Source organism: Streptomyces sp. NPDC049541, from assembly GCF_044465725.1.
Taxonomy (GTDB): Bacteria; Actinomycetota; Actinomycetes; order Streptomycetales; family Streptomycetaceae; genus Streptomyces.
Genome location: NZ_JBITLY010000001.1, coordinates 1,137,044 through 1,159,906, shown reverse-complemented (window position 1 = coordinate 1,159,906; position 22,863 = coordinate 1,137,044). Strand labels below are relative to the sequence as shown.

The window sequence follows — 22,863 nt, the reverse complement described above, 5'->3', positions numbered from 1 at the left end:
GCGAGGGGGCAGGGGTGCCCGGCTTGCCGGGGTCGGGAGTGATCATGGTCACGGAGCGTTCCTGGCTGGTTGCGCTGATCAGAAGGTGACGGGCAGGTTCGCGGCCTGCGCACCCGTGGGCGGGACCTGGAGGGTCTTCAGTGCGAACTCCATCACCTCCTTGTAGATCGGTCCGCAGATCTGGCCGCCGAAGTAACTCCCGCTCGTGGCGTTCTGGATGGCGCAGTACACGGTGATGCGGGGGTTGTCCGCAGGTGCGAATCCGGCGAACGAGGAGGTGTAGCCGCGGTACTGGCCGGTGGCCGGATCCACGCGGTTGGCCGTACCCGTCTTGCCCGCGACCCGGTAGCCGGGGATGCGCGCCTTGTTGCCGGTGCCCTCCCGGTCGTCGACGACCGACTCCAGCATCTGGGCGAGGGTCCTCGCCGTCTTCTCGCTGACGACCCTTGTCTTCTGGGGCTGCGGGGTCGGGGTGAAGCGCCCGTCGGGTCCCTTGGTGCCGCGCACCAGCGTGGGCTGGATGCGGACGCCGCCGTTGGCGATGGTCGAGTAGACGGACGCCGCCTGCAGCGCGTTGATGGAGAAGCCCTGGCCGAAAGGAATCGTGTACTGCTGCGACGTCGACCACTTGGCGGGCGGAGCGAGGATGCCCTTGGTCTCGCCGGGCAGGCCGAGTCCGGTGTAGCTGCCGATGCCGAACTTCCGCAGATACGAGTAGAGGACGTCGTTGGCCTGCGCCTGTGTCCTGCCCAGCTGGCCGGTGGCCAGGATGGTGCCGATGTTGCTGGACTTGGCGAGCACACCGTTGAGCGTGAGGTTCCAGGTGTCGTGGTCGACGTCGTCCTTGAAGAGCCGGTCGCCTCGGTGCAGCCGGTTCGGCACGACGACATGCGTCAGCGGGGTGGCGACGTTCTCCTGGAGTACGGCCGCCATCGACATGATCTTGGCGGTGGAGCCGGGCTCGTAGGCGTCCTCGACGGCCCAGTTGTGCAGGGCGTTCGGGTTCGCCTTGGAGAGGTCGTTGGGGTCGAAGCCCGGTGCGTTGGCCATCGCCAGGATCTCGCCGGTGCGGGTGTCCTGCACTATCACGTACCCGCGGTCCGCCCCGGACTTCCTCACCTGCTGGCTGATCGCGTTCTGCGCGGCCCACTGGATGTCGCGGTCGAGGGTGAGCTCGACGTCGCTGCCGGGCACGGCGGGCGTCTCGGTGGAGCCCGCGGTGGGCACCAGGCGGCCGCCGGACTGGGCGTAGCGGATCTTGCCGTCCTTGCCGGCCAGTTCCTTGTTGAGCTCCTGCTCGACGCCTCCGCCGCCCTTGCCCTGGTCGTTGACCCAGCCCAGTATCCCGGCGGCGAGGTCCCCGTTGGGGTAGATCCGCTTGCTGCTGGGGTCGGCGAAGACGCCGGCGAGGACGTTGACCGTGGACTTGTCCTTCTCCCCCTTCGCGGTGAGCGCGGTCTTCAGGTCCTTGATCTGCTTCCAGACCTGCGGGGTCTGGCGGCGGGCGAGCAGGACGTAGCGCAGCTTCTTGTTCTTGGGGCGGAGCTTGTGGACGAGCGTGTCCTGGTCCATGCCGAGGATCGGCGCGAGGAGCGCCGCGGCCTGCTCGGGGCCGTCGCCGACCTTCAGCTGCTCGCGGGTGAACATCGTGGGGTCGGCCGTGAGGTCGTAGGCGTCCACGCTGGTCGCGAGGGCCACGCCGTTGCGGTCGAGGATGCCGCCGCGCTCGGCGGTCAGGACATGGCCCACGTAGCGGTTCTGGTCGGCCTTGGCGGCGTAGGCGCTCGCGTCCACGGCCTGCACCTGCAGCAGCCGTAGGACGAAGGCGATCAGCACCAGGGTGAGCGCCAGGCTGACCATGCGCAGCCTGGGGCGGGGGCTGCCCAGCCGCAGGGCGGCCGGGGCCGTGGGGCGGCCCGGAGCCGGGCGGCGGGCGGGGCGGGCGCCGGAGCCCGGGCGCCGGGCACCGGCGGCGGGGCGGTCGGGGCGCGCGGGGCCGGGCACGCGGCGGCGCGGCGGTTGCCTTTCTCCAGAAGTGTCTGACACTTCCGTCACCTGCCGGGGGTCGTGGTCGTCTGGGCGGGATCGGCTTGTGGGGTGGCGGGCGCACCGGCGGCCGGCGGGGCAGCGGCGGGCTGCGGCGGGAGCAGGACGAGCGGCATCTGCACCGCGGACTGCTCGGCGGCCCGGCTGACGGCCTGCCGGCCGGCGACCGAGGGGACGCCCTTGACGGTGCCGTCGGGATTCAGGAACGCGGGGTCCCCGCCGGGGATCATGCCGAGCTCGCGGGCGCGCTGCTGGAGGGCCTCGGGGGCGGAGTAGGAGTCGATGTCCCGCTGGAGCCCCTGTTCCTCGTCGGTGAGGCTCTTGGTGTCCCTCTGGAGGTCGTCGAGCTTGAACGAGCCTTCGCTGAGCGCGGAGTTCAGCACCAGAAGCGCGATCAGGCCCCCGCCCAGGAGGAGCACGACGAGCAGGACGAAGGGAGTGCGGGCCGCCTGTGCACGGCTTCCCGGTCCGGGGAAGAGGCGTGCGAGACGAGCGGCCCGCCCCCTCAGTTCGGGTTTCCTGCTCACACGGCCTCCAGTGAGTCCGGTCGCCAGGCCCGCTCGCTCGCCAACTCGTTCACCCTCATTCGATGGACTCCCTGATGCGCTGGGCTCCGCGCAGTCGCGCCGGAGCCGCCCGCCGGTTCTCGGCGACCTCTTCCTCGGTGGGAAGTTCGGCACCGCGGGTGAGCAGCTTGAGCCGGGGCTGGTACTGCTCGGGCACGACCGGCAGCCCGGGGGGCGCGGTGGTGGCGGCTCCGGCCGCGAACACCTGCTTGACCAGGCGGTCCTCGAGCGAGTGGTACGACAGCACGGCGATCCGTCCGCCCACGTCGAGCGCCTGCACCGCGGCCGGGATCGCCCGCTCCAGGACGGAGAGCTCGCCGTTGACCTCGATGCGCAGGGCCTGGAAGGTGCGCTTGGCCGGGTTGCCGCCGGTGCGCTTGGCGGCCTGCGGCAGCGCGTCCCGGATCAGCTCGACGAGCCGTGCGCTGTTGCTGAACGGCTCCTTCTCACGCTCGCGCACGATGGCGGCCACGATCCGCTTGGCCTGCTTCTCCTCGCCGTAGGCCCGCAGGATCCGGACGAGTTCGCCGGCCGGGTAGGTGTTGAGGACCTCGGCGGCGCTCATGCCGGTCGTCTGGTCCATGCGCATGTCGAGGGGGGCGTCCTGGGCGTAGGCGAAGCCGCGGTCGGCCTCGTCGAGCTGCATGGAGGAGACGCCGAGGTCGAACAGGACGCCCTGCACGCGCGCGATGCCGAGCCGCTTGAGTACGTCCGGGAGCTCGTCGTAGACCGCGTGCACCAGGGTGGCCCGCTCGCCGAAGGGCGCGAGCCGCTCGCCGGACAGGCGCAGCGCCTCCTTGTCGCGGTCCAGGGCGACCAGCCGGGCCTCGGGGAACCGGGTGAGCAGGGCCTCGCTGTGCCCGCCGAGGCCGAGGGTGCAGTCGACGACCACCGCTCCCGGCCGCTGCAGGGCGGGGGCCAACAGGTCCAGGCACCGCTGGAGCATCACCGGGACATGTCGACTCTGGCTCAAGGGGCCCTCTCAGATCCGGCGCGGCCATACGCACCGCCGGGTCCCCGCCCGCTCGTGAAGGGGAGGTCTGCCGGCGCCAGGAGCGTCAGCCGACCGGGAGCGGGAGGAGGCCGAGCCGTACGTACGCGCCGCGCACGTGGGGAGACCGTCCGTGCGAGCCGGGGTCTCCGGGGATTGCAGTCCAGCAGGGAGAACCTCGCCTCCCGCTTCGCGTCACTTTAGTCCACGGTGTCTCGCGGTCAATCAACTGGCCTGCGCGTCGCGCCCCGGCGTGAGCGTGAAGCCGCGAATCCGGGAAATTCACCCGTACGGCTTCACCTCCGCCGCCCGTGTGGGTTACCTCACAAGAGGACTGTGATGACGCTCTTCTCCCGCTCTCACACCGCGACCGAATCGCCTGTGACCAGTACCGTCATAGTTATGACGACTTCTGCATCTGTTCCCACCGAGTCCGAAGGCGCCATACGCGGCGGCACCGTCACCGACCGTCTGGTCGAGGCGAACGGACGATACGCCGAGGCATTCACCGACCCCGGGATGGACGCCCGCCCGGTGCTGCGCGTGGCGGTCGTGGCCTGCATGGACGCCCGGATCGACCTGCACGCCGCACTCGGCCTCGAGCTCGGCGACTGCCACACCATCCGCAACGCGGGCGGCGTCGTCACCGACGACGTGATCCGCTCGCTCACCATCAGCCAGCGCAAGCTCGGCACCCGCAGCATCGTCCTCATCCACCACACGGGCTGCGGCCTGGAGGCCATCACGGAGGACTTCCGCACCGAGCTGGAGATGGAGGTCGGCCAGCGCCCGGCCTGGGCGGTGGAGTCCTTCCGGGACGTCGACCAGGACGTACGGCAGTCCATGCAGCGGGTGCGCACCTCGCCGTTCCTGCAGCACACCGACGACGTACGCGGCTTCGTCTTCGACGTGAAGACGGGTCTGCTGCGCGAGATCGACCCCGCGTAAGGCGCTCGGCCCAGCTCGTTTTTCGCAAATCCCGCGCATGCTGGAGCCCAAGCGTCGTAAAACCCGACATACCGCAGCCAGTTGTCCACAGTCGAGTGACACGAAACGGTAACGGCAGCAAGAATGCGGAGTGTGGCGTCACGCGGAACTAATCACGCGTGGTGTCCGTGTTTCGGGGTGGGCCGGTCCGCACAGCAAGCGTCGGCCCGGAGAAAGAACGGGCCGAGGAGGGCCGGGTGACGACCTATGACGATCGAGCGAGCCTTACAGATCTGACTGCCACTGTGGAGCGGGTCCGCAGTTCGGTGGAAGGAGTGATCGAGGGCAAGCCCGAGGTCGTACGGCTTTCGCTGACCGTACTGCTCGCCGAGGGACATCTTCTGATCGAGGATGTCCCCGGCGTGGGCAAGACCATGCTGGCCAAGGCGCTGGCCAAGTCCATCGACTGTTCGGTGCGGCGCATCCAGTTCACCCCGGACCTGCTGCCCTCGGACATCACGGGCGTGTCCATCTGGGACCAGCAGCGCCGGGACTTCGAGTTCAAACCGGGCGCGATCTTCGCGCAGATCGTGATCGGCGACGAGATCAACCGCGCCTCGCCCAAGACGCAGTCCGCGCTCCTTGAGTCGATGGAGGAGCGCCAGGTCACCATCGACGGGCAGACCTACGAGCTGCCCAGCCCCTTCATGGTGGTGGCCACGCAGAACCCGGTCGAGATGGAGGGCACCTACCCACTGCCCGAGGCCCAGCGGGACCGCTTCATGGCCCGGGTCTCGGTGGGCTACCCCAGCGTGGAGGCCGAGCTGCAGATGCTCGACGTGCACGGCGGGGTCTCCCCGCTGGAGGACCTGCAGCCGGTCGCGCACGCGCACGACATCGTGAAACTCATCGAGGCCGTGCGCGGTGTACACGTCGCCGAAACGGTCCGCCGGTACGCGGTGGACCTGGTCGCCGCCACCCGCAACCACCCCGACCTCAGACTCGGCGCCTCCCCGCGCGCGACGCTGCACCTGCTGCGCGCGGCGAAGGCCTCCGCCGCCCTGAGCGGCCGGGAGTACGCGCTGCCGGACGACGTGCAGGCGCTCGCCGTCGCCGTCCTGGCCCACCGGCTGCTGCCCACCGCCCAGGCCCAGCTCAACCGCCGTACCTCCGAGCAGGTCGTGCAGGAGATCCTGCAGCGCACCGCGGTGCCCGCGGCGCCCCAGCAGCAGCCCGGCTTCGGCGGCCTCGGCCGCGGTGCGCCCGCGTACCCCCAGCAGCCGCCGCGGAGGCTGTGATGACCTCCGGGGGGACGGGCCACCCGGACAGCGGCCACGGCGACAAGGGCGGCGTCCGAACCGCCCTGGCGGGCCTGACGACCCGCGGACGCTCCTTCCTGGCCGCCGGGATCGCGGCCGCCATCTGCTCCTACGTCCTGGGACAGAGCGATCTGCTGCGGGTCGGTCTGCTGCTCGCCGCACTGCCCCTGATCTGCACGCTCTTCCTCTACCGCACGCGCTACCGGGTGGCCGGCAGCCGCCGTCTGACCCCCGCGCGCGTGCCCGCCGGCAGCGAGGCCCGCGTCCATCTGCGGATGGACAACGTCTCACGGCTGCCCACGGGCCTGCTGATGCTCCAGGACCGGGTGCCCTACGTGCTCGGCCCGCGCCCCCGCTTCGTCCTGGACCGGGTGGAGCCGGGCGGCCGCCGCGAGGTGTCCTACCGGGTCCGCTCCGACCTGCGCGGCCGCTATCCGCTGGGCCCGCTGCAGCTGCGCCTGACCGACCCGTTCGGGATGTGCGAGCTGACCCGGTCCTTCTCCTCGTACGACACCCTGACGGTGATCCCGCGTGTGGAGGCGCTGCCACCGGTGCGCCTGAGCGGCGAGTCCAAGGGGTACGGCGACGGGCGGCAGCGCTCGCTCGCGCTGGCCGGCGAGGACGACGTGATCCCGCGCGGCTACCGCTACGGCGACGATCTGCGCCGCGTCCACTGGCGCTCGACCGCCCGCTACGGCGAGCTGATGGTGCGCCGCGAGGAGCAGCCCCAGCGCGCCCGCTGCACGGTGCTGCTGGACACCCGGGGCCTCGCCTTCCAGGGCGCGGGCCCCGACTCGGCCTTCGAGTGGGCGGTCTCGGGCGCGGCCTCTGTCCTTGTGCACATGCTCGAACGGGGTTTCTCCGTCCGGCTGCTGACCGACACCGGCAACTCGGTGCCCGGCGAGGGCGCCGACGGCTTCGCGGGCGCCAGCCAGGAGACGGCGGACGCGGCCGGCCTGATGATGGACACCCTCGCCGTGGTCGACCACTCCGACGGGGCGGGCCTGTCGAGGGCGTACGACGTGCTGCGCGGCGGGAACGAGGGGCTGCTGGTGGCCTTCTTCGGCGACCTCGACGAGGAGCAGGCCGCGATCGTCGCCAAGATGCGCCAGCGCAGCGGAGGCGCGCTCGCCTTCCTGCTGGACAGCAACCCCTGGGTGCGGGAACCGACCGATGTGCCCGGCCCGTCGGACAGGAGCGAGGAACGGCTGCGGATGCTGCGGGAGGCGGGCTGGACGGCCCTGAAAGTGCCGCGGGCCGCATCGCTCGCGGAGTTGTGGCGCCTGGCGGACCGCGAGCGTGCGGGCCTCGCCGCGACGAGCGGGACGAACGGCGGGGGGACGGGCTCATGAGCGGCCGGGCACGACTGGCGCTGTGCGCCTGGGCGGCCACGCTGATGGCCTCCTGCTCCCTGCTGCCGCTGGTCTCGCCGGCCACCTGGATCCTGCAGGTGGCCGCCATGCTCGCCGTGCAGACGGGCGTGGGCGCGGCGACCCGGCGGGTGCCGCTGGCCCGGCCGCTGACGGTGGCGGCGCAGGCCCTGGTCACGCTGATGATGCTGAACCTGGTCTTCGCCCGGCAGCAGGCCCTCATGGGCATCGTGCCGGGCCCCGAGGCGTTCCGTCACTTCGCGGACCTGCTGCAGCAGGGCAGTGACGACATCGCGCGGTATGCGATCCCGGCGCCCCTGGAGTCCGACGGCATCCGGCTGATGGTGGTCGGCGGGGTCCTGGTGATCGGTCTCGCGGTGGACACCCTCGCGGTGACCTTCCGCAGCGCGGCCCCCGCCGGACTGCCGCTGCTGGCTCTGTACTCCGTCGCCGCGGGGCTGTCCCACGGCGGCGCCGACTGGCTGTGGTTCCTGGTCGCGGCGGGCGGCTATCTGATGCTGCTCCTGGCCGAGGGGCGCGAGCGGCTCTCGCAGTGGGGCCGGGTCTTCGGCGGGGCGGCGCGCGGCCCGGGCGGGGAGCCCGGCGCGCTGGCCCCGGTGCGCACCGGGCGCCGTATCGGAGTGGTCGCGCTCGGTGTCGCCCTGATGGTGCCGATCGCCCTGCCCGCGATGAACGGCGGCCTGCTGGACGCGGCCGGGACGGGCGTGGGCGGCGGCAACGGCAGCGGCGGCACGATCTCCGCGGTGAACCCCCTGGTGTCCCTGCGCGACAGCCTGAACGTGGACCAGGACCGCGAGGTCCTGTCCCTGAAGACGAACAGCAACGACCTGTCGAACATGTACCTGCGGATCGTGTCCCTGGACGACTTCGACGGCAGCACCTGGAAACCGTCCAAGCGGCACGTCACCGGCGTACCGGACACCTTCCCCACCCCGGCCGGCCTCGGCGGGGACATCAAGCGGGCGGAGATACAGACCCGGATCTCGGCTGCCGACTGGTACGCCCAGGACTGGCTGCCGATGCCGTACCCGCCCAGCGGCGTGGACGTCAGCGGCAAGTGGCGTTACGAACCGGTGGGCATGACGCTGGTCGGCGACCACGGCGAGACCACCCGCGGGAAGACGTATCTGGTCAAGAGCCTCGATGTGCAGCCGACGGCGGAGCAGCTCGCCGACGCTCCGGAGCCGCCCGCGGCCCTGAAGCGCGACTACACCAAAGTGCCGGACTCGGTGCCCGCGGTGGTGGCCAGGACCGCCCGCCAGGTCACCGACGGCGCGACCAGCCACTACGAGCAGGCGGTCAAGCTCCAGGACTACTTCGCCTTCAGCGGCGGATTCCAGTACAGCACCCAGGTCCAGGTGGGCACCGGCCCCGAGGCGATCGCCAAGTTCCTGGAGGACAAGACGGGCTTCTGCGTCCACTTCTCCTTCGCGATGGCGGCGATGGCCCGCAGCCTGGGCATACCCGCCCGGGTCGCGGTGGGCTTCGCCCCGGGCACGCCCCAGGCGGACGGCTCGGTGTCGGTGGGGTTGAAGGACGCACACGCCTGGCCCGAGCTGTACTTCGAAGGGGTGGGCTGGACCCGCTTCGAGCCGACCCCGAGCCGGGGTGTGACCCCCGCGTACACGCAGTCGGACACGCCGGACAACAATCTCCCGCCGGTGTCGCGGCCCTCGCAGTCGGCGGGTCTGTCCGCCTCGGCGGCGCCCTCGGCGAGCACGAGCTGCTCGGCGCAGCAGAAGAAGCTCGAGGCCTGCGCCGCCGCGCTTCCGCTGGAGACGGCCAAGCCGGGTGACGAAGGTCTGCCCTGGTACAAGATCGCCGGCTGGTCCCTGCTGGGGCTCCTGGTGGTCACCGTGCCGCTGCTGCCCATGCTGTGGCGGCTGCGGCGGCGCTCGGTGCGGCTGGCCTCGGCCCAGCACGCCGTCTCCACCCCGGCGTGGGCGCGGGAGGGCCGCAAGGCGCGGGGGGCGGACGCGGGGAGCTCGGGCGATGTCGATGTGACGGCGCTCTCGGTGCAGGCGGATGCCCGGTACGCCGCGCAGGTGGCCGCGGGCCACGTCCTGGCCGTCTGGGGGGAACTCACCGACACGGCCTGGGACTACGGCATCGTGCCGGACGACGCCCTGACCCCGCGCAAGGCGGCCGCACGCATCGTGCGGCTGGGGCAGCTGGACGCGGCGACCGCCGAGTCGGTGCACCGGGTGGCGGGCGCCGTGGAGCAGGTGCTGTTCGCACCCGAGCCGCGGGACGTGCCGGGACTGGCGGACCATGTGCGCAGCCTGCGGGCGGCGCTGCGGTCCAGGGCCGGCTGGGCCACGCGGGTGCGCGCGGTCGTGGCGCCCCGGTCGGCCGTCCGCGCGGTGTGGGATCTCACGGACCGCTGGACGGCCTTCAAGGCCCGCTGTGCCGAGCGCTGGTCGGTGCGGGTGCGGCGCCCCTCCGGGCAGCAGAGCGGCTGACGGGGGGGGGGGGGGGGGGGGGGGGCCGGCCCGGGGGGGGGGGGGGGGGGGGGGGGGGGGCCCCCCCCCCCCCGGCCGGGGGGGGGGGGGGGGGGGGGGGGCGCCCCCCCCCCCCACGCCGGTCTTCCGGGCATACGTGAGGGGGTGACCACCCGCCGGGGTGGTCACCCCCTCACCTGTGTCTGCGAGGAACCGTCCGGGACGGACGGCGGAAGAGGAGCTAGTGGCCCTGCTCGTCGCGGCGGCGCTGCCAGCGCTGCTCGATGCGGTCCATCACGGAGCGCTTCTGCCGTCCCTGGCGGCGCGCGTGCGGGGCACCGGCCGCGGGCTGCTCGCCCGGCTTGGGAGCCTTGCGCCAGCCGGTCACGGCGAGCACGGCACATCCCAGCATGACCAGGAAGCCCACCACGCTGAGCCAGACCTGCTTGGCCACCATTCCAGCCATGAGGAGCGCGATACCCACGAGGAAGCCCGCGACCGCCTGGTAGACCCGCCGCCGGGTGTACGTACGCAGCCCGCTTCCCTCAAGCGCCGACGCGAACTTGGGATCTTCGGCGTACAGCGCTCGCTCCATCTGCTCGAGCATGCGCTGCTCGTGCTCCGAGAGCGGCACGGAGTCCTCCTCATCGTGCAGTCGCCGGGGCGACCCGGGGGGTCCCTTCAGGATAGGCAGGGAATCGCCCCCTTGAAACCCGCCCCTCTGCGCCAATTGGCCAACCGGAACCCGCCATGGACGTACCGGCTCGCTGAATCTTGCATTCCCCAGCGGCCGACCCGTCATGCCGGGCGGTCTCCCTCGATCATACGGCGCTGAACGCCCGATCGGGGGGCCTGTGGCGTACTCCATGTGCGGCCCAAGTCCCTGATCAGCGGCGCACCACAGGAGTCGGCTCAGGCCTCGGTGGCCCCCTGCGTCTCGCCGAGCACATGGAGTTGCGTGGCCACGGAGTGGAAAGCGGGGAGTTCGGCCGCCGCCTCCTCCAGCTTGAGCAGCGCCTCCAGGGCGCCGGGTTCGGTGTCCACGAGGACGCCCGGGACCAGGTCGGCGAAGACCCGTACGCCGTGTACGGCACCGACCCTGAGGCCCGCGCCCTCGACCAGTTCGGTGAGCTGTTCCGCGGTGAAGCGGCGCGGCACGGGGTCGCCCGCGCCCCAGCGGCCGTTCGGATCGGCGAGGGCCTGCCTGGCCTCCTTGAAGTGGCCGGCGAGGGCGCGGGCGAGCACGGCGCCGCCGAGGCCCGCGGCGAGCACGCTGAGCACGCCCTCGGAGCGCAGGGCGGCCACGGCGTTGCGCACGCCCTCGGCCGGGTCGTCGACGTACTCCAGGACGCCGTGGCACAGCACCACGTCGTAGCCGCCGCGCTCGACCACGTCGAAGAGGCCGTGGGCGTCGCCCTGGACGCCCTTGACCCGGTCGGCGACACCGGCCTCGGCGGTGCGGCGCTCCAGCGCGAACAGCGCGTTGGGGCTGGGGTCGACGACGGTGACCCGGTGGCCGAGACGGGCGACGGGCACCGCGAACTTGCCGCTGCCGCCCCCGGTGTCGAGGACGTCCAGCGACTCCCGCCCGGTGGCCTTCACCCGGCGTTCGAGGGCGTCCTGGAGGACCTCCCAGACCACGGCGGTACGGAGGGAGGCGCGGGGGCGGCTCGGGTCCGACACGGCAGTTGACTCCTCGGCGCGGCACCGCCCATGGCACGGCGGAGCGAACGGGCTGCCTCCCCGGCCGGGGTGCGGGAGGGAAGGCTTCAGGCGGTCTCCACCCTATTGCCTCCACCGCCCCACCTGGTCACCGCGCGGGCCTGCCCCGGCGATCGTCTCGTACGGCGGACTCGTACCCGCTCAGCCCGTGTCCGGGAAGCCGCGGTCGCCCTCCGCGTCGGCCTGCGGGTGGTCGGCGTCCTGGCGTGGCTGCGGCAGGACCGGCTGGAGGACGAGCATCCGCTCGACGAGGCGCAGGAACATCGCCACGTCGCGTATCAGGTCGTCGGCGTCCCGGCGGCTGGCCGCGCCCTGAATGCCCGCCTCGGCCCGGGCGCGGCGCCGGGCCCCGGAGGCGAACAGGGCGCTCCACTCGGTCAGTTCGGGCGCGATCTCGGGGAGCACTTCCCAGGCGCTCCTGATGCGGGCGCGGCGTCGGGAGGTGGGCTCGGGGCGGCCTCGCGCGGCGAGCACGGCGGCGGCCGTGCGCAGGGCGGCGAGGTGGGCGGTGGCATAGCGCTCGTTGGGCGTTTCGAGGACGGCTGCCTCGTCCAGTCCGGCGCGGGCCTGGGCGAGCAGGTCGAGGGCGGCGGGCGGGGCCGTGGTCCGGCGGAGCACGGGGTGGACGTCGCTCGCCGGTCCGGTCAGTGAGGGGGCAGGGCCGGTGGCGCGGCGCCGACGGGCGGCTGCTGCGTGATAGCTGGCCATGACGAACCTCCTGTCGTCTGCGTGACGGCATGCCCTGATACGGGATGCCGTATGTGCCCATCGTGCGGTATGCCACTGACAATCCGTTCTGACCTGCGCTTTTGCTTCGATCGAAGGTTCGGAGTAGTTTTTGCACTGACCAGTCAGTTCAAATTCAGGGGATGGGGGGAACCGTGCCCGGAATCGGTGTCACGGCCCGCGGCCTCGGAGTCAGGGGCCCTCGCGGCTGGGCGTTCCGCGACGTCACGTTCGACGCGGAGCCCGGCTCGCTGATCGCGATCGAGGGACCGTCCGGGTCCGGCCGTACCTGCCTGCTGCTCGCGCTCACGGGACGGATGAAGCCCACCGCGGGAGCGGCCGAGGTGGGCGAGTGGAAGCTGCCCAAGCAGATGGCGGCGGTGCGCCGGGTCAGCGGGCTCGCGCATGTCGCCGGGGTCACCGACCTCGAACCGGCGCTGACCGTGGGTGAGCATCTGCTCGAACGGGCGCTGCTGCAGCGGCGGTTCGGCGACTCGCTGCGCGCGCTGCTGCGGCCGCGCAAGGAGCGCACGGCCGAGGCCAGGCTGCGCATCGACACCGCACTGGCCGCCGCCGGGCTGGACCGGGAGGCACTGCCCAAGGGCTCCCGGACGGCCGTACGCGATCTGGAGCGGCTGGAGGCGCTGCGGCTGTCCATCGCGCTCGCCCTGCTCGGCCGGCCCCGGCTGCTCGGCGTCGACGACACCGACCTGAAGCTCTCGGACGCCGAACGGGCCGAGGTCTGGGCACTGTTGAGGTCGATCGCCGCGGCCGGGACGACCGTCGTGGCGGTGTGCAGCGAGGCCCCTCAGGACACCGTCGTCGTAGCGACCACTCAGAAGGCCACCACGGAAGAGTCCACCACGGAGAAGGAGGAGGCCGATGCGCTCGCCGAAACTGGCCGCTCTTGAGCTCAGGCGGTTCCGCCGGGGCAGGCTGCCGCGTGCCGCCCTGGTGGCGCTGCTGGTGCTGCCGCTGCTGTACGGCGCCCTGTACCTGTGGTCCTTCTGGGACCCCTACGGCCGTCTGGACCGTATCCCCGTGGCGCTCGTCAACGACGACAAAGGGGCGACGGCCGACGGGAAGAAGATCGCCGCGGGCGACGCCATCACCGAGGGGCTGCGCGACAGCGACACCTTCGACTGGCACGAGGTGAGCGCCGCCGACGCACACGCGGGCGTGGAGGACGGCACGTACTACCTGTCGCTGACCATGCCGGCCGACTTCAGCAAACGGATCGCGTCGAGTGCGGGCGCCTCCCCGGAGACGGGCGCGCTCCAGGTGCGCACGAACGACGCGAACAACTACATCGTCGGGCAGATCTCCCGGACGGTGTTCAGCGAGGTGCGCCGGGCCGCGTCCGCGAAGGCGTCGCGGACCTTCCTGGACAAGATCTTCATCTCGTTCTCCGACATCCACGGAGCGACGGTGAAGGCCGCGAACGGCGCCGACCAGCTCAACGGCGGGATCGGGAAGGCGGAGAAGGGCTCCAAGGATCTCGCCGACGGCCTGAAGGACGCCAAGGACGGCAGCGACCGGCTGTCCGGGGGCCTGACGAAGCTCGCCACGGGCGCCGGCGACCTGGCGGACGGCTCGAAGCAGGTCGCGGCGGGCACGCAGGCGCTCGCCGACAAGGTCAACGGGATCAACAAGAAGGCGGGCCCGTTCCTCAAGGACAACGAGAAGACCATCGGGGACACCGCCCGGCTCGTCGCCGACTCCTCGAAGGCGATCCGCGACAACCTCGACACCCTGGTGAAGACGGCCCCGGCCGCAGCCAAGGGCGCCCACGCGGCCTCCGACGCGCTGAACGAGGTCTACCGGGCGCGCTGCGAGAACCCCGTGCTGCCGGATCCGGCCTGCTCCGACCTGAAGAAGGCGAAGGACGCGGCCGCCGACGTGGCGACGATCGCCGACGACCTGAACACGCTGATCGCCGACCAGCACGGCGACCTGAAGAAGCTCGACGGCAACCTGGCCACTCTCCAGTCGCAGGCCCAGGCGCTCGCCGACCGGGCACCGCACCTGTCCGAGGACCTCTCCGACGCCGTCGCCAAGATCAACGAGCTGAACGAGGGCGCCGGGAAGGTCGCCGCCGGCGCACAGAAGCTGCACCAGGGGCTCGGCACGGCGAAGAGCGGCGCGGGAGATCTCGACGAGGGTGTCGGGCAGCTGAAGACCGGCGCCGAGACCCTCAACGGCGGCATGTTCAAGCTGGTCGACGGCTCCGGGAAGCTCGCGGGCGGACTGCACGACGGCGCCGGGAAGATCCCCGACTACGACAAGAAGGACCGCGACCTGCGCACCGAGGTGATGTCCGACCCCGTCAAGCTCGTCTCCAAGGACCTGCACAAGGCGCCCAACTACGGCACCGGATTCGCCCCGTACTTCATCCCGCTGTCCCTGTGGGTGGGCGCGATGGTGGCGTACATGCTGATCCCGCCGATGAACCGGCGCGCGCTCGCCACGGGCGCCCCCGCATGGCGGATCGCGCTGGCCGGCTGGCTCCCGGTGGTGGCGATCGGCGTCCTGCAGACGGTGTCCCTGATGGCGGTGCTGCACTGGGCGATCGGCCTGCAGATGGCCCGGGCGGCGGGCACGGTCGGCTTCCTGTTCCTGGTGACGGCGTGCTTCGGGGCGATCGTGCAGTGGCTGAACGCACGCTTCGGAGCGGCGGGCCGGATCCTCGTCCTCGCCCTGCTGATGCTGCAGTTGACCTCCGCGGGCGGCACGTATCCGGTGCAGACCAGCCCCGGCTTCTTCAACGCGATCCATCCCTTCCTGCCGATGAGCTACATCGTGGAGGCGCTCAGGAGGCTCATCACGGGCGGCGGCCTGGGCCCGGTGTGGCACGCGTGCGTGGTGCTCGTCGCGTTCACCGCGGGCGCCCTCGCACTGACCGCCGTGTCGGCGCGCCGCCGCCAGGTGTGGACCCTGGACCGGCTGCACCCGGAGCTGAGCCTGTGAGCGCGGAGGTGACATCCCGGGGCACGGCTCCTGTGACAATCAGGCCCATGGAAAGCAGCAGCACCACGCCGGGCGGCAGCACCCGCCGCGAGGCCACCCGGCAGAAGCTCTACGAGGCCGCCGTCACGCTCATCGCCGAGCAGGGTTTCTCCGCCACCACGGTGGACGAGATCGCCGAGCGGGCCGGGGTCGCGAAGGGCACGGTCTACTACAACTTCGCGAGCAAGTCGGTCCTCTTCGAGGAGCTGCTGCGGCACGGGGTCGGCCTGCTCACCGCCTCCCTCCGGGAGGCGGCCGAGCGCACGGCCAGGGACGGCGGCACCAAGGTGGACGCCCTGGACGCGATGATCCGGGCCGGTCTCGTCTTCATCGAACGCTATCCGGCCTTCACACAGCTGTACGTGGCCGAGCTGTGGCGCACCAACCGGACCTGGCAGTCGACCCTGATGGTGGTCAGGCAGCAGGCGGTCGCGGTCGTCGAGGACGTCCTGCGCGCGGGCGTGGCGGGCGGCGAGTTCAGCGACGAGATCGATGTGCCGCTGACCGCGTCGGCGCTGGTCGGCATGGTCCTGGTGGCCGCCCTCGACTGGCAGTCCTTCCAGCCGGAGCGTTCCCTGGACGACGTCCATGCCGCGCTGTCCCGGCTGCTGCAGGGGCGCGTCAGCGGGCGCAGCGTCAGCTGATCGCACACGAAAGCGCCGGTCCGGTGTGGCCGCGTCCCCCGCGGGCCACCTCGAACCGGCGCCTTCTCGTGCTCCCCCGTTGTGCTCCCCCCGGTTTCCCGGTTGGGCCCCCGTTTCGGTCGTTCCCCCGGGTTCCCCCGTGCCTCGCTCCCGCCGACCTCGGCCGGCGGAAGGAGCGGATCCGGGGCGGCTCCGTTCCGGCGCCCCGTGTCGCCGGTGCCGGAGCCGTGTCCCTTTCCGTGTCTCCACTCTCTCGTTCGCGCAGGTCGGACCCCATCCGCGCGCGTACTCATCTCACTCACTAGGTACGGATACTCAGACCTGCGCACTCATGCGCAGGCCGCTCGGTTGCCGACTGGTCAGGTTCGCCTCCGCTCTCGTACTCCCCTAGGCCCGGGGTGCCGTGACTGTCAGTGGCGGTCGATAAAGTCGCAGGCATGGGACGGATCGTGGTGATCGGCGCCGGGATGGGCGCGATGGCGGCCGCCGCCCGGCTGGCCGTCGCTGGTCAGCGGGTGGTGGTCTACGAGCGTGCGGAGACGTATGGCGGAGGGGTGCGGCGCTTCGAGTGTGACGGGTTCGGCTTCGACACCGGCCCCGGGCTGCTGACCCTGCCCGCTGTCTGGCGTGATCTGTTCATCAAGACCGGCCGGGAGCCGCTGGAGGAGTGCGTCGAACTGGTCCAGGTCGACCCGTCCTCGCGGCATGTGTTCGCGGACGGCACCGCGGTCGCGCTGCCGAACGCCTCGCGCGCGGGGGTGGTCGCCGCACTGGACGAGGCGCTCGGGGCGGGCGCGGGTGGCCGCTGGGGCGACTTCCTGGTGCGGGCCCGCGAGGCCTGGGACCGCACCCGCCGGCCGCTGCTGGAGGAGCCCCTGTGGCCCAACTGGCCGGTGCTGGCAGCCCGCGAGCCGTACCCGGCGGTCCCGCACAAGCGGCTGCTGCGGACCCGCCGGGCCGTCACGCTCGCCGAGATCGGCGCGTGGGAGCTGCGCGACCCGCGCCTCGCGGCGCTGCTGGAGGGCTACGCCCTCGCGTACGGCGTCGACCCCGGAACCGCACCGGCCTCCGCGGCCGTGCTGCCGTACATGGAGCATGCCTTCGGCACCTGGTATGTCCGGGGCGGCATACGGGAGTTGGCACGGGCGGTGTACGAGCGGTGCCGGGCACGGAAGGTCGAGTTCGTCTTCGGCGCGGAGGTCACCGGGATCCTGGAGAAGGACGGTCGCGCGGCGGGCGTGGAGCTGTCCGACGGGACCGTGACAGAGGCGGACGCCGTCGTAGGTACGGGCCCCTGGCGGCTGGGCGGCCTCATGCCCGGCCGCAAGCTCTACGGAGCTCAGGACGTCCAGCCCGGCGCGGAAGGGCTGCACCCGGGCAGGGTGGTGGTCTGCCTCGCTCTGCGCGGCGCACGGGAGCCGGACGCCGTGCACCGTACGGTCGTGCACTCCCCGGATGCGGCGGACGAGCTGTCCTTGTTCGGGCCCGGGACAACGCCCGAGCGGCCCACGGTACGGATCGACCGCCCGGACGACCCGGCCCTGCGCCCCACCGAGGAACACGAGGCGGTGGTGCTGACGGCGACGGTGCCGTCCGGGAGGGGGTACGACTGGTCGGCGCCCGGCGCCGCCGACGCCTTCGCGGACCGTATGGTCGCCGCCGCCGAGCGTGCGGTACCGGAGCTGCGTGAGCGGACCCTGTGGCGCGAGGTCCGCACTCCGGTGCACACCGAGCGGGAGACGGGGGCCGAGGGCGGTGCCGTCCCGCCGCCGTCGCTGGCGTCCGCACAGGGCGCCCTGCACCCGTCCAACAGCACGGCGACAGCGGGCCTGTTCACCGCCGGAGGCTGGTCGCACCCCGGCGGGGGGCTGCCGCACGCCGGCATGTCGGGGGCGCTGGTGGCGGGTCTGATCGTGGAGGGGCCGGAGTTCCGGGGCTCTCAGTGAGCGCCCCGGCCTGAAGGGTCCTCAGAGGCGGTACCGGGCCACCAGAAACGGTACTGCGCGTTCAGAAGCGGTACTGCTCGTCGTACCCGTTCCCCTGGGCATGGCCCTGTCCCTGGCCCTGGCCGTTGTCCTGGTAGGGGTAGGCCTGCTCCTGCGGGAACTCGCCGCCGTAGGCCTCGTCGGTGCGCTGCTGCGGGACCCACACCCCGCCGGACGGCGTCTGGCCGTCATAGCTGCCGGTGGCGTACTGGTCCTGGCCGTAGCCCTGCTGGCCGTACTGACCGTAGGCGTCGTAGCCGCCGCCGTAGGTCTGGGTGCCGATGTAGGGGTCGGAGTAGGCGGCGTACTGCTGCTGGCCGGTGGTGTCGTAGCCGTACTGCTGCTGGTTGTAGCCCGAGTAGTCGTACCCGTAGGACTGGTCGGCGCCCTGGGCGGCCGTCGCGTACTGGTCCTGGGACTGCCCCGCGTTCGCGTAGGACGCGTCGGCGGCGGCGTACGCGGAGTCGCTGTATATGCCGTAGGAGCCGGTGTCCTCGGGCAGGGGCTGCGGCTCGTAGACCGCGGTGGTCTCGGCGGATGCGGGCTGGGAGGAGCGGACGGGCGTGAAGACGTCGTCGCGGTCGTAGTCGTCCTCGTTGCCGTAGGACACGCTGTCGCGCTGGTAGACGTCCTGTTCGTCGTGGCCGTCGTCGCCCGGCTCGAGGTCGGAGACCTCCAGAGAAGGGTCCTGGTGGTCGGGTTCGCCGCGGTCGCGCTTGCCGACGCCCGGGATGCCGGTCCGGCTGACCGCCCAGCCCGATGCGAAGCCGCGGCGGAACGACAGCGTGACGTAGGTCTGACCGACCGCGAACGCGGCAGCGCCGAGACCGATGACGATCACCGAGGGGATCAGCACCCCGAGCACGACGCCGAGGAACCCGGCGAAGGCGAGCAGCCGCCAGCGCAGCCGCGCCTTGTACTGCAGCAGCACCTCGCCCAGCAGCCACAGCGCGACGATGCCGAACGCGATGTAGAGGACCGTCCAGCCCATGTACGCCCCTCTCCGAGTCGCCGCTACGCAGTGTGTCGTATACCCGTGCGGCCGGTCTAGGCCTGCGGGGGGTGGTGCAGGCCCAGGTTTTCGTAGATTTCCAGCGTCGCCGTGGAGTTGTTGAGCGTGATGAAGTGCAGTCCGGGCACTCCCTCGGCCAGCAGCCGCGCGCAGAACTCCGTGGCGAATTCGATGCCAATGGAGCGTACAGCGGTCGGATCGTCTTTTGCTGTGAGGATCCGCTCTTTCAGGGCGGCGGGGATGTGCGCGTTGCTGAGTTGCGGCAGCCGCTCCAGCATCTTCACGCTGGTCACCGGCATGACCTCGGGGATGACGGGGGTGTCGCAGCCGACCGCAGCTACCCGGTCGCGCAGCCGCAGATAGGACTCCGGTCGGAAGAACATCTGTGTGATGGCGTAGTCGGCGCCGGCCCGGCACTTGTCGACGAAGTGGGCGACGTCCGTGTCCCAGTCCTCGGAGCGCGGGTGCATCTCCGGGAAGGCCGCGACGCCGACACAGAAGTCGCCCGACTCCTTGATGAGCTCGACGAGCTCGGCGGCATAGGTCAGCCCCGTCGGGTGCGGCACCCATTCGCCCATGGGGTCGCCGGGCGGGTCGCCGCGCACGGCGAGCATGTTGCGGATCCCGGCGTCGGCGTACTGGCCGATGATGTTGCGCAGCTCGGCGATGGAGTGGTTGACCGCCGTGAGGTGGGCGACCGGGGTGAGCGTGGTGTCGGCGGCGATCTGCTCGGTCGCCTTCACCGTGCCCGCACGGGTGGAGCCGCCCGCCCCGTACGTCACGGAGACGAAGCTGGGGGCCACGGCCTCGACCCTGCGGAGCGCGTTCCAGAGGTTGCGTTCGCCCTTCTCCGTCTTCGGAGCCCAGAACTCGAACGAGAACGTCGTCTTGCCGGTCGCGAGCATGTCACGCACCGTGCGCGCGTGGTCAGTCCTGGTTGATGCGGTTCCGAGGGCCATACCCGCAGGTTAGTCAGGGGGCGGCGACTCCCCCAACCGGATGCAGGATATTTGCCGGATTTGTCTATTTGTTGTCCACCTATCGGACAACCCGGCGGACATTCTTCGGACAAGCCGTCAGGCATTCCGTCCGACAAGCTGCCGCACATTCCGTAGGACAACCTGCCGGATTTCCATCGGACAATCCTTCTGGCGCCCATCGGACAATCTGCTGGACGCCGGACTCCGGCGAGGCCTGCGCTACGCGCTCCGCAGCCGCTTCGCGAACTCCTGGGCCGCCGCGCCCGGATCGTCGGCCTCCGTGATCGCACGGACGACCACCACGCGGCGGGCGCCGGCCTCGAGCACCTGGTCGAGGTTGCCGAGGTCGATGCCGCCGATGGCGAACCAGGGGCGCTCGGCGCCCAGGGAGGCGGTGTACCGGACCAGGTCGAGGCCGGGGGCGTGGCGGCCGGGCTTGGTGGGGGTCGGCCAGCAGGGGCCGGTGCAGAAGTAGTCCACGCCCTCCTGGACGGCGGCAGCGGCGGCCTCCGACTCGGCATGGGTGGAGCGGCCGATGAGGACGTCCGCGCCGAGGATCGCGCGGGCCGCGGGGACCGGGAGGTCGCCCTGGCCGAGGTGGAGCACGTCGGCGCCGGCGGCGTGCGCGACGTCCGCGCGGTCGTTGACGGCGAGCAGCTTGCCGTGGCGGGCGCAGGCGTCGGCGAAGACCTTCAGGTGCTCCAGCTCCTCGGCGGCCTCCATGCCCTTGTCGCGCAACTGCACGATGTCGACGCCGCCGGCCAGGACGGCGTCCAGGAACTCCGGCAGGTCGCCCTGGCGCCTGCGGGCGTCCGTGCAGAGGTAGACGCGGGCGTCGGCGAGCTCGGCGCGTGCGGCGGTGTCGGGCATACGAGGGTCCCCCGTGGGTGTCGTTCCTGGTCGGCGGCGTACGGGCCGCAGTGAACCGCGGCCGCGGCCCTGTGGGCGGACCCCGGCCCGTACGCCGGACGTTGTTCGGTTCAGCCTGTTCGGATCAGACGGCGAGCGCCTGGGCCCGGCGCTTCACCTCCGTACCGCGATTCTCGCTCAGCGCCTGCGCGGGGGTGCCGGGCAGGCTGTCGTCGGGGGTGAAGAGCCACTCGATCATCTCTTCGTCGGTGAAGCCGTCGTCCCTCAGGAGCGTCAGGGTGCCGGTCAGGCCCTTGACGACCTTCTGCTCGGCCGCGTCGATGAATGCGGCGGGCACATGCAGCGCGCGGTTCTCACCTCGGCGTACGGCGATGAGCTGGCCCTCCTTGACCAACTGCCGCACACGCGTCACCTCGACGTCGAGCATCTCTGCGATGTCGGGGAGGGTGAGCCAGGCGGGGACGAGAGCATCGATCTTTGCGTCAATCTCGGTCACGGAGTCAAGCCTGCCATCCCGCACCGACAGTCGGAAGCCAGAAGCGTCCGACCTGGGGTTTCACCCCCCGTCGTGGCCGCCGTTCCGCGTACTACGCCGTGGCCGTCTTCAAGGGCCGTGCCGGGTCCGCCAGCAGCTCGGGGTCCATCGGGGTGCCCGCCTCGATCAGCCGTCTGCCCTGCGCGAGATCCCTCGGCCTGCCGACCGCCAGCAGGGCGACCAGGCGGCTCTCGCGCAGCCAGCAGACGGACCAGGCGGGCCCCGACGGGTCTCCGCGCCACAGGGTCGTGTCTGCGGCGGTGTGATGACCGGCGTACTGGACGAAGCGGCCGAACTGCTCGGACCAGAAGTACGGGACCGGGTCGTAGACCGCGGGGGGCGCGCCGGTGGCCTCGCCGACGATGTTCGCGGCCACCGTGCGCGGGCCCTGGAGGGCGTTGTCCCAATGGTGGACCAGCAGGCGCTCGCCATACCGTCCCGAGGGGAAGGAGGCGCAGTCGCCGACGGCGTAGACGTCCGGTGCCGAGGTGCGCAGGTGGGCGTCGGCCACGACCTCGCGGTGCGCGCCGAGCTCGATGCCGGAGCCGGGCAGCCAGGCCGTGGCGGGGCGGGCGCCGATGCCGACCACGACGGCGCCCGCGGACAGCCGGGAGCCGCCGTCGAGGACGACCGCGCCGGGCTCGATGTGCGCCACGCGCGCGTGCGTACGCAGTTCGGCGCCCGCGTCGGCGTACCAGGCGGCCATCGGTGCGGCCACCTCCGCGGGCAGCGCGCCGGCGAGCGGCCGGTCGGCGGCCTCGACGACGGTCACCGCGCAGCCCGCCTCGCGCGCGGCGGTGGCGAACTCCGCGCCGATCCAGCCCGCGCCGACGACCACGATGTCGTGCTGCCTGGCCAGCACGGGCCGCAGCCGCTCGGCGTCGTCAAGGGTGCGCAGCAGATGCACCCCGGGCACGCCCTCCGTGCCCGGCAACGTGATCGGTTCGGCGCCGGTCGCAAGAACCAGGACGTCGTAGGGCACGGGCCCGGTCTCGGTGTCCAGCTCGTGCTCGCCGGGGCGCACGCCGAGCACCTCGCACCCCAGCCGCAGTTCGATGCCGAGCGCCTCGAAGTCGACGTCGAAGGCGGAGCCCTCGGCCTTGCCGAGCAGGACGGCCTTGGACAGCGGCGGCCGGTCGTAGGGCTGATGGGGCTCGGCGCCGATCACCGTCACGGTGCCGGTGAAGCCCTGTTCGCGCAGGGCGACGGCCGTCTGGACACCGGCCATGCCCGCGCCGACGACGACCACGCGCCGCGCCGGTGACGTGCTCACTTCCCGCGTCTGCTCACTCACCTGATCACCATAGACAACTGACTATTCGTCAGTCAGGAGTCGTGCTCAGTGACCTGCTCCACAACACTGGTCCCGCTGCCCGACTGCGACTCCCACTCCCAGGTCTCCTCCAACCGCACCCGCCCGTCCGGCAGCTCCACGACGGCCGAGACGCAGTGCCCCGAGGAGGTCGTCCCGTCGTTCTTCAGCTGGACGTACCGGAAGTCCAGCCGGTCACCTGACCGCGTACCCACCAGATGCCCGCGCACGACGTCGCCGCCCGCGTACTCGGCCCAGACCTCGCCGCCCTGCTCGTGGTAGGTGAACCGGGTCCGGGTGCCCACCTGACCTGGGGCCTGGTCGGCGACGGGGGCGAGGACGAGGCCGTCCAGCGAGCGGGGCATGACGGAAGGCTCCCTTACAGAGGCG

Annotated in this window: 20 protein-coding genes; 8 read left to right on the top strand and 12 right to left on the bottom strand. The window is 71.9% G+C overall.

All coding sequences use genetic code 11. From position 1 onward, the window contains the following. Window positions 1–78 precede the first annotated feature (78 nt). The 3 genes from ACIBW9_RS05285 to rsmH are packed head-to-tail and all read right to left on the bottom strand — an operon-like array spanning window position 79 to window position 3,585. Complete coding sequence (locus ACIBW9_RS05285) at window positions 79–2,046, bottom strand: penicillin-binding transpeptidase domain-containing protein (RefSeq protein ID WP_398951358.1); 1,968 nt, start codon at window positions 2,044–2,046, stop codon at window positions 79–81. A 5-nt stretch (window positions 2,047–2,051) separates the two neighbouring features. Next, window positions 2,052–2,573: a septum formation initiator family protein gene (locus tag ACIBW9_RS05280; protein WP_398951356.1), complete on the bottom strand. Its 522-nt coding sequence runs from the start codon at window positions 2,571–2,573 to the stop codon at window positions 2,052–2,054. Window positions 2,574–2,628: 55 nt separating this feature from the next. Further along, entirely contained in the window at window positions 2,629–3,585 is a 957-nt protein-coding gene (rsmH, locus tag ACIBW9_RS05275; protein WP_398951354.1) for a 16S rRNA (cytosine(1402)-N(4))-methyltransferase RsmH, read from the bottom strand. Between the two features lie 357 nt (window positions 3,586–3,942). Between rsmH and ACIBW9_RS05270 the strand changes: the two genes are divergently transcribed. The 4 genes from ACIBW9_RS05270 (at window position 3,943) to ACIBW9_RS05255 (ending at window position 9,702) form a co-directional block, all read left to right on the top strand. After that, window positions 3,943–4,551, top strand: a complete 609-nt coding sequence (locus ACIBW9_RS05270) for a beta-class carbonic anhydrase (protein ID WP_398951352.1) — start codon at window positions 3,943–3,945, stop codon at window positions 4,549–4,551. A gap of 236 nt (window positions 4,552–4,787) precedes the next feature. Continuing rightward, complete coding sequence (locus tag ACIBW9_RS05265) at window positions 4,788–5,828, top strand: AAA family ATPase (protein ID WP_389086248.1); 1,041 nt, start codon at window positions 4,788–4,790, stop codon at window positions 5,826–5,828. Beyond that, a complete protein-coding gene (locus ACIBW9_RS05260; protein ID WP_398951350.1) occupies window positions 5,828–7,201 on the top strand; it encodes a DUF58 domain-containing protein in 1,374 nt (457 codons plus the stop codon). The genes ACIBW9_RS05265 and ACIBW9_RS05260 overlap by 1 nt, the downstream gene beginning before the upstream one ends. After that, window positions 7,198–9,702 carry a DUF3488 and DUF4129 domain-containing transglutaminase family protein gene (locus ACIBW9_RS05255; protein ID WP_398951348.1) on the top strand — a complete coding sequence of 835 codons (2,505 nt, stop codon included), beginning with the start codon at window positions 7,198–7,200 and terminating at the stop codon, window positions 9,700–9,702. Before ACIBW9_RS05260 ends, ACIBW9_RS05255 begins: the two co-directional genes overlap by 4 nt. A 220-nt stretch (window positions 9,703–9,922) precedes the next feature. On the opposite strand, the gene ACIBW9_RS05250 is transcribed toward ACIBW9_RS05255, so the two are convergent. The 3 genes from ACIBW9_RS05250 to ACIBW9_RS05240 all read right to left on the bottom strand — a co-directional run bounded on the left by ACIBW9_RS05250 (window position 9,923) and on the right by ACIBW9_RS05240 (window position 12,111). After that, a complete protein-coding gene (locus ACIBW9_RS05250) occupies window positions 9,923–10,315 on the bottom strand; it encodes a DUF3040 domain-containing protein (RefSeq protein ID WP_115908659.1) in 393 nt (130 codons plus the stop codon). Window positions 10,316–10,593: 278 nt separating this feature from the next. Further along, window positions 10,594–11,364, bottom strand: a complete 771-nt coding sequence (locus ACIBW9_RS05245) for a methyltransferase (RefSeq protein ID WP_398951346.1) — start codon at window positions 11,362–11,364, stop codon at window positions 10,594–10,596. Between the two features lie 180 nt (window positions 11,365–11,544). Continuing rightward, the gene (locus ACIBW9_RS05240; RefSeq protein ID WP_398951344.1) at window positions 11,545–12,111 is read right to left on the bottom strand and encodes an SAV_6107 family HEPN domain-containing protein; all 567 of its coding nucleotides are present in this window, start codon (window positions 12,109–12,111) and stop codon (window positions 11,545–11,547) included. 161 nt (window positions 12,112–12,272) lie between these two features. On the opposite strand from ACIBW9_RS05240, the gene ACIBW9_RS05235 reads away from it, so the two are divergent. The 4 genes from ACIBW9_RS05235 to ACIBW9_RS05220 all read left to right on the top strand — a co-directional run bounded on the left by ACIBW9_RS05235 (window position 12,273) and on the right by ACIBW9_RS05220 (window position 17,725). Beyond that, window positions 12,273–13,040: an ATP-binding cassette domain-containing protein gene (locus ACIBW9_RS05235; RefSeq protein ID WP_398951341.1), complete on the top strand. Its 768-nt coding sequence runs from the start codon at window positions 12,273–12,275 to the stop codon at window positions 13,038–13,040. Beyond that, window positions 13,012–15,096, top strand: a complete 2,085-nt coding sequence (locus ACIBW9_RS05230) for a YhgE/Pip family protein (RefSeq protein ID WP_398951339.1) — start codon at window positions 13,012–13,014, stop codon at window positions 15,094–15,096. The genes ACIBW9_RS05235 and ACIBW9_RS05230 overlap by 29 nt, the downstream gene beginning before the upstream one ends. 47 nt (window positions 15,097–15,143) lie before the next feature. Then, complete coding sequence (locus ACIBW9_RS05225) at window positions 15,144–15,779, top strand: TetR/AcrR family transcriptional regulator (protein WP_398951337.1); 636 nt, start codon at window positions 15,144–15,146, stop codon at window positions 15,777–15,779. A gap of 437 nt (window positions 15,780–16,216) precedes the next feature. Further along, window positions 16,217–17,725, top strand: a complete 1,509-nt coding sequence (locus ACIBW9_RS05220; protein WP_398951335.1) for a phytoene desaturase family protein — start codon at window positions 16,217–16,219, stop codon at window positions 17,723–17,725. A gap of 61 nt (window positions 17,726–17,786) precedes the next feature. On the opposite strand, the gene ACIBW9_RS05215 is transcribed toward ACIBW9_RS05220, so the two are convergent. The 6 genes from ACIBW9_RS05215 to ACIBW9_RS05190 form a co-directional block, all read right to left on the bottom strand. After that, entirely contained in the window at window positions 17,787–18,755 is a 969-nt protein-coding gene (locus ACIBW9_RS05215; protein ID WP_398951333.1) for a hypothetical protein, read from the bottom strand. A 56-nt stretch (window positions 18,756–18,811) separates the two neighbouring features. Beyond that, window positions 18,812–19,735: a methylenetetrahydrofolate reductase [NAD(P)H] gene (gene metF / locus ACIBW9_RS05210; RefSeq protein ID WP_398951331.1), complete on the bottom strand. Its 924-nt coding sequence runs from the start codon at window positions 19,733–19,735 to the stop codon at window positions 18,812–18,814. A 240-nt stretch (window positions 19,736–19,975) separates the two neighbouring features. Continuing rightward, window positions 19,976–20,626, bottom strand: coding sequence for a thiamine phosphate synthase (gene thiE / locus ACIBW9_RS05205; RefSeq protein WP_398951329.1), 651 nt, complete (start codon window positions 20,624–20,626; stop codon window positions 19,976–19,978). A 124-nt stretch (window positions 20,627–20,750) separates the two neighbouring features. After that, window positions 20,751–21,122, bottom strand: coding sequence for an Rv2175c family DNA-binding protein (locus ACIBW9_RS05200; protein WP_115908649.1), 372 nt, complete (start codon window positions 21,120–21,122; stop codon window positions 20,751–20,753). 91 nt (window positions 21,123–21,213) lie between these two features. Then, window positions 21,214–22,455: an NAD(P)/FAD-dependent oxidoreductase gene (locus ACIBW9_RS05195; RefSeq protein ID WP_398951326.1), complete on the bottom strand. Its 1,242-nt coding sequence runs from the start codon at window positions 22,453–22,455 to the stop codon at window positions 21,214–21,216. A 32-nt stretch (window positions 22,456–22,487) separates the two neighbouring features. Then, on the bottom strand, window positions 22,488–22,838 hold the full coding sequence (locus tag ACIBW9_RS05190) for a hypothetical protein (protein WP_398951324.1): 351 nt from the start codon (window positions 22,836–22,838) through the stop codon (window positions 22,488–22,490). Between the last annotated feature and the right edge of the window lie 25 nt (window positions 22,839–22,863).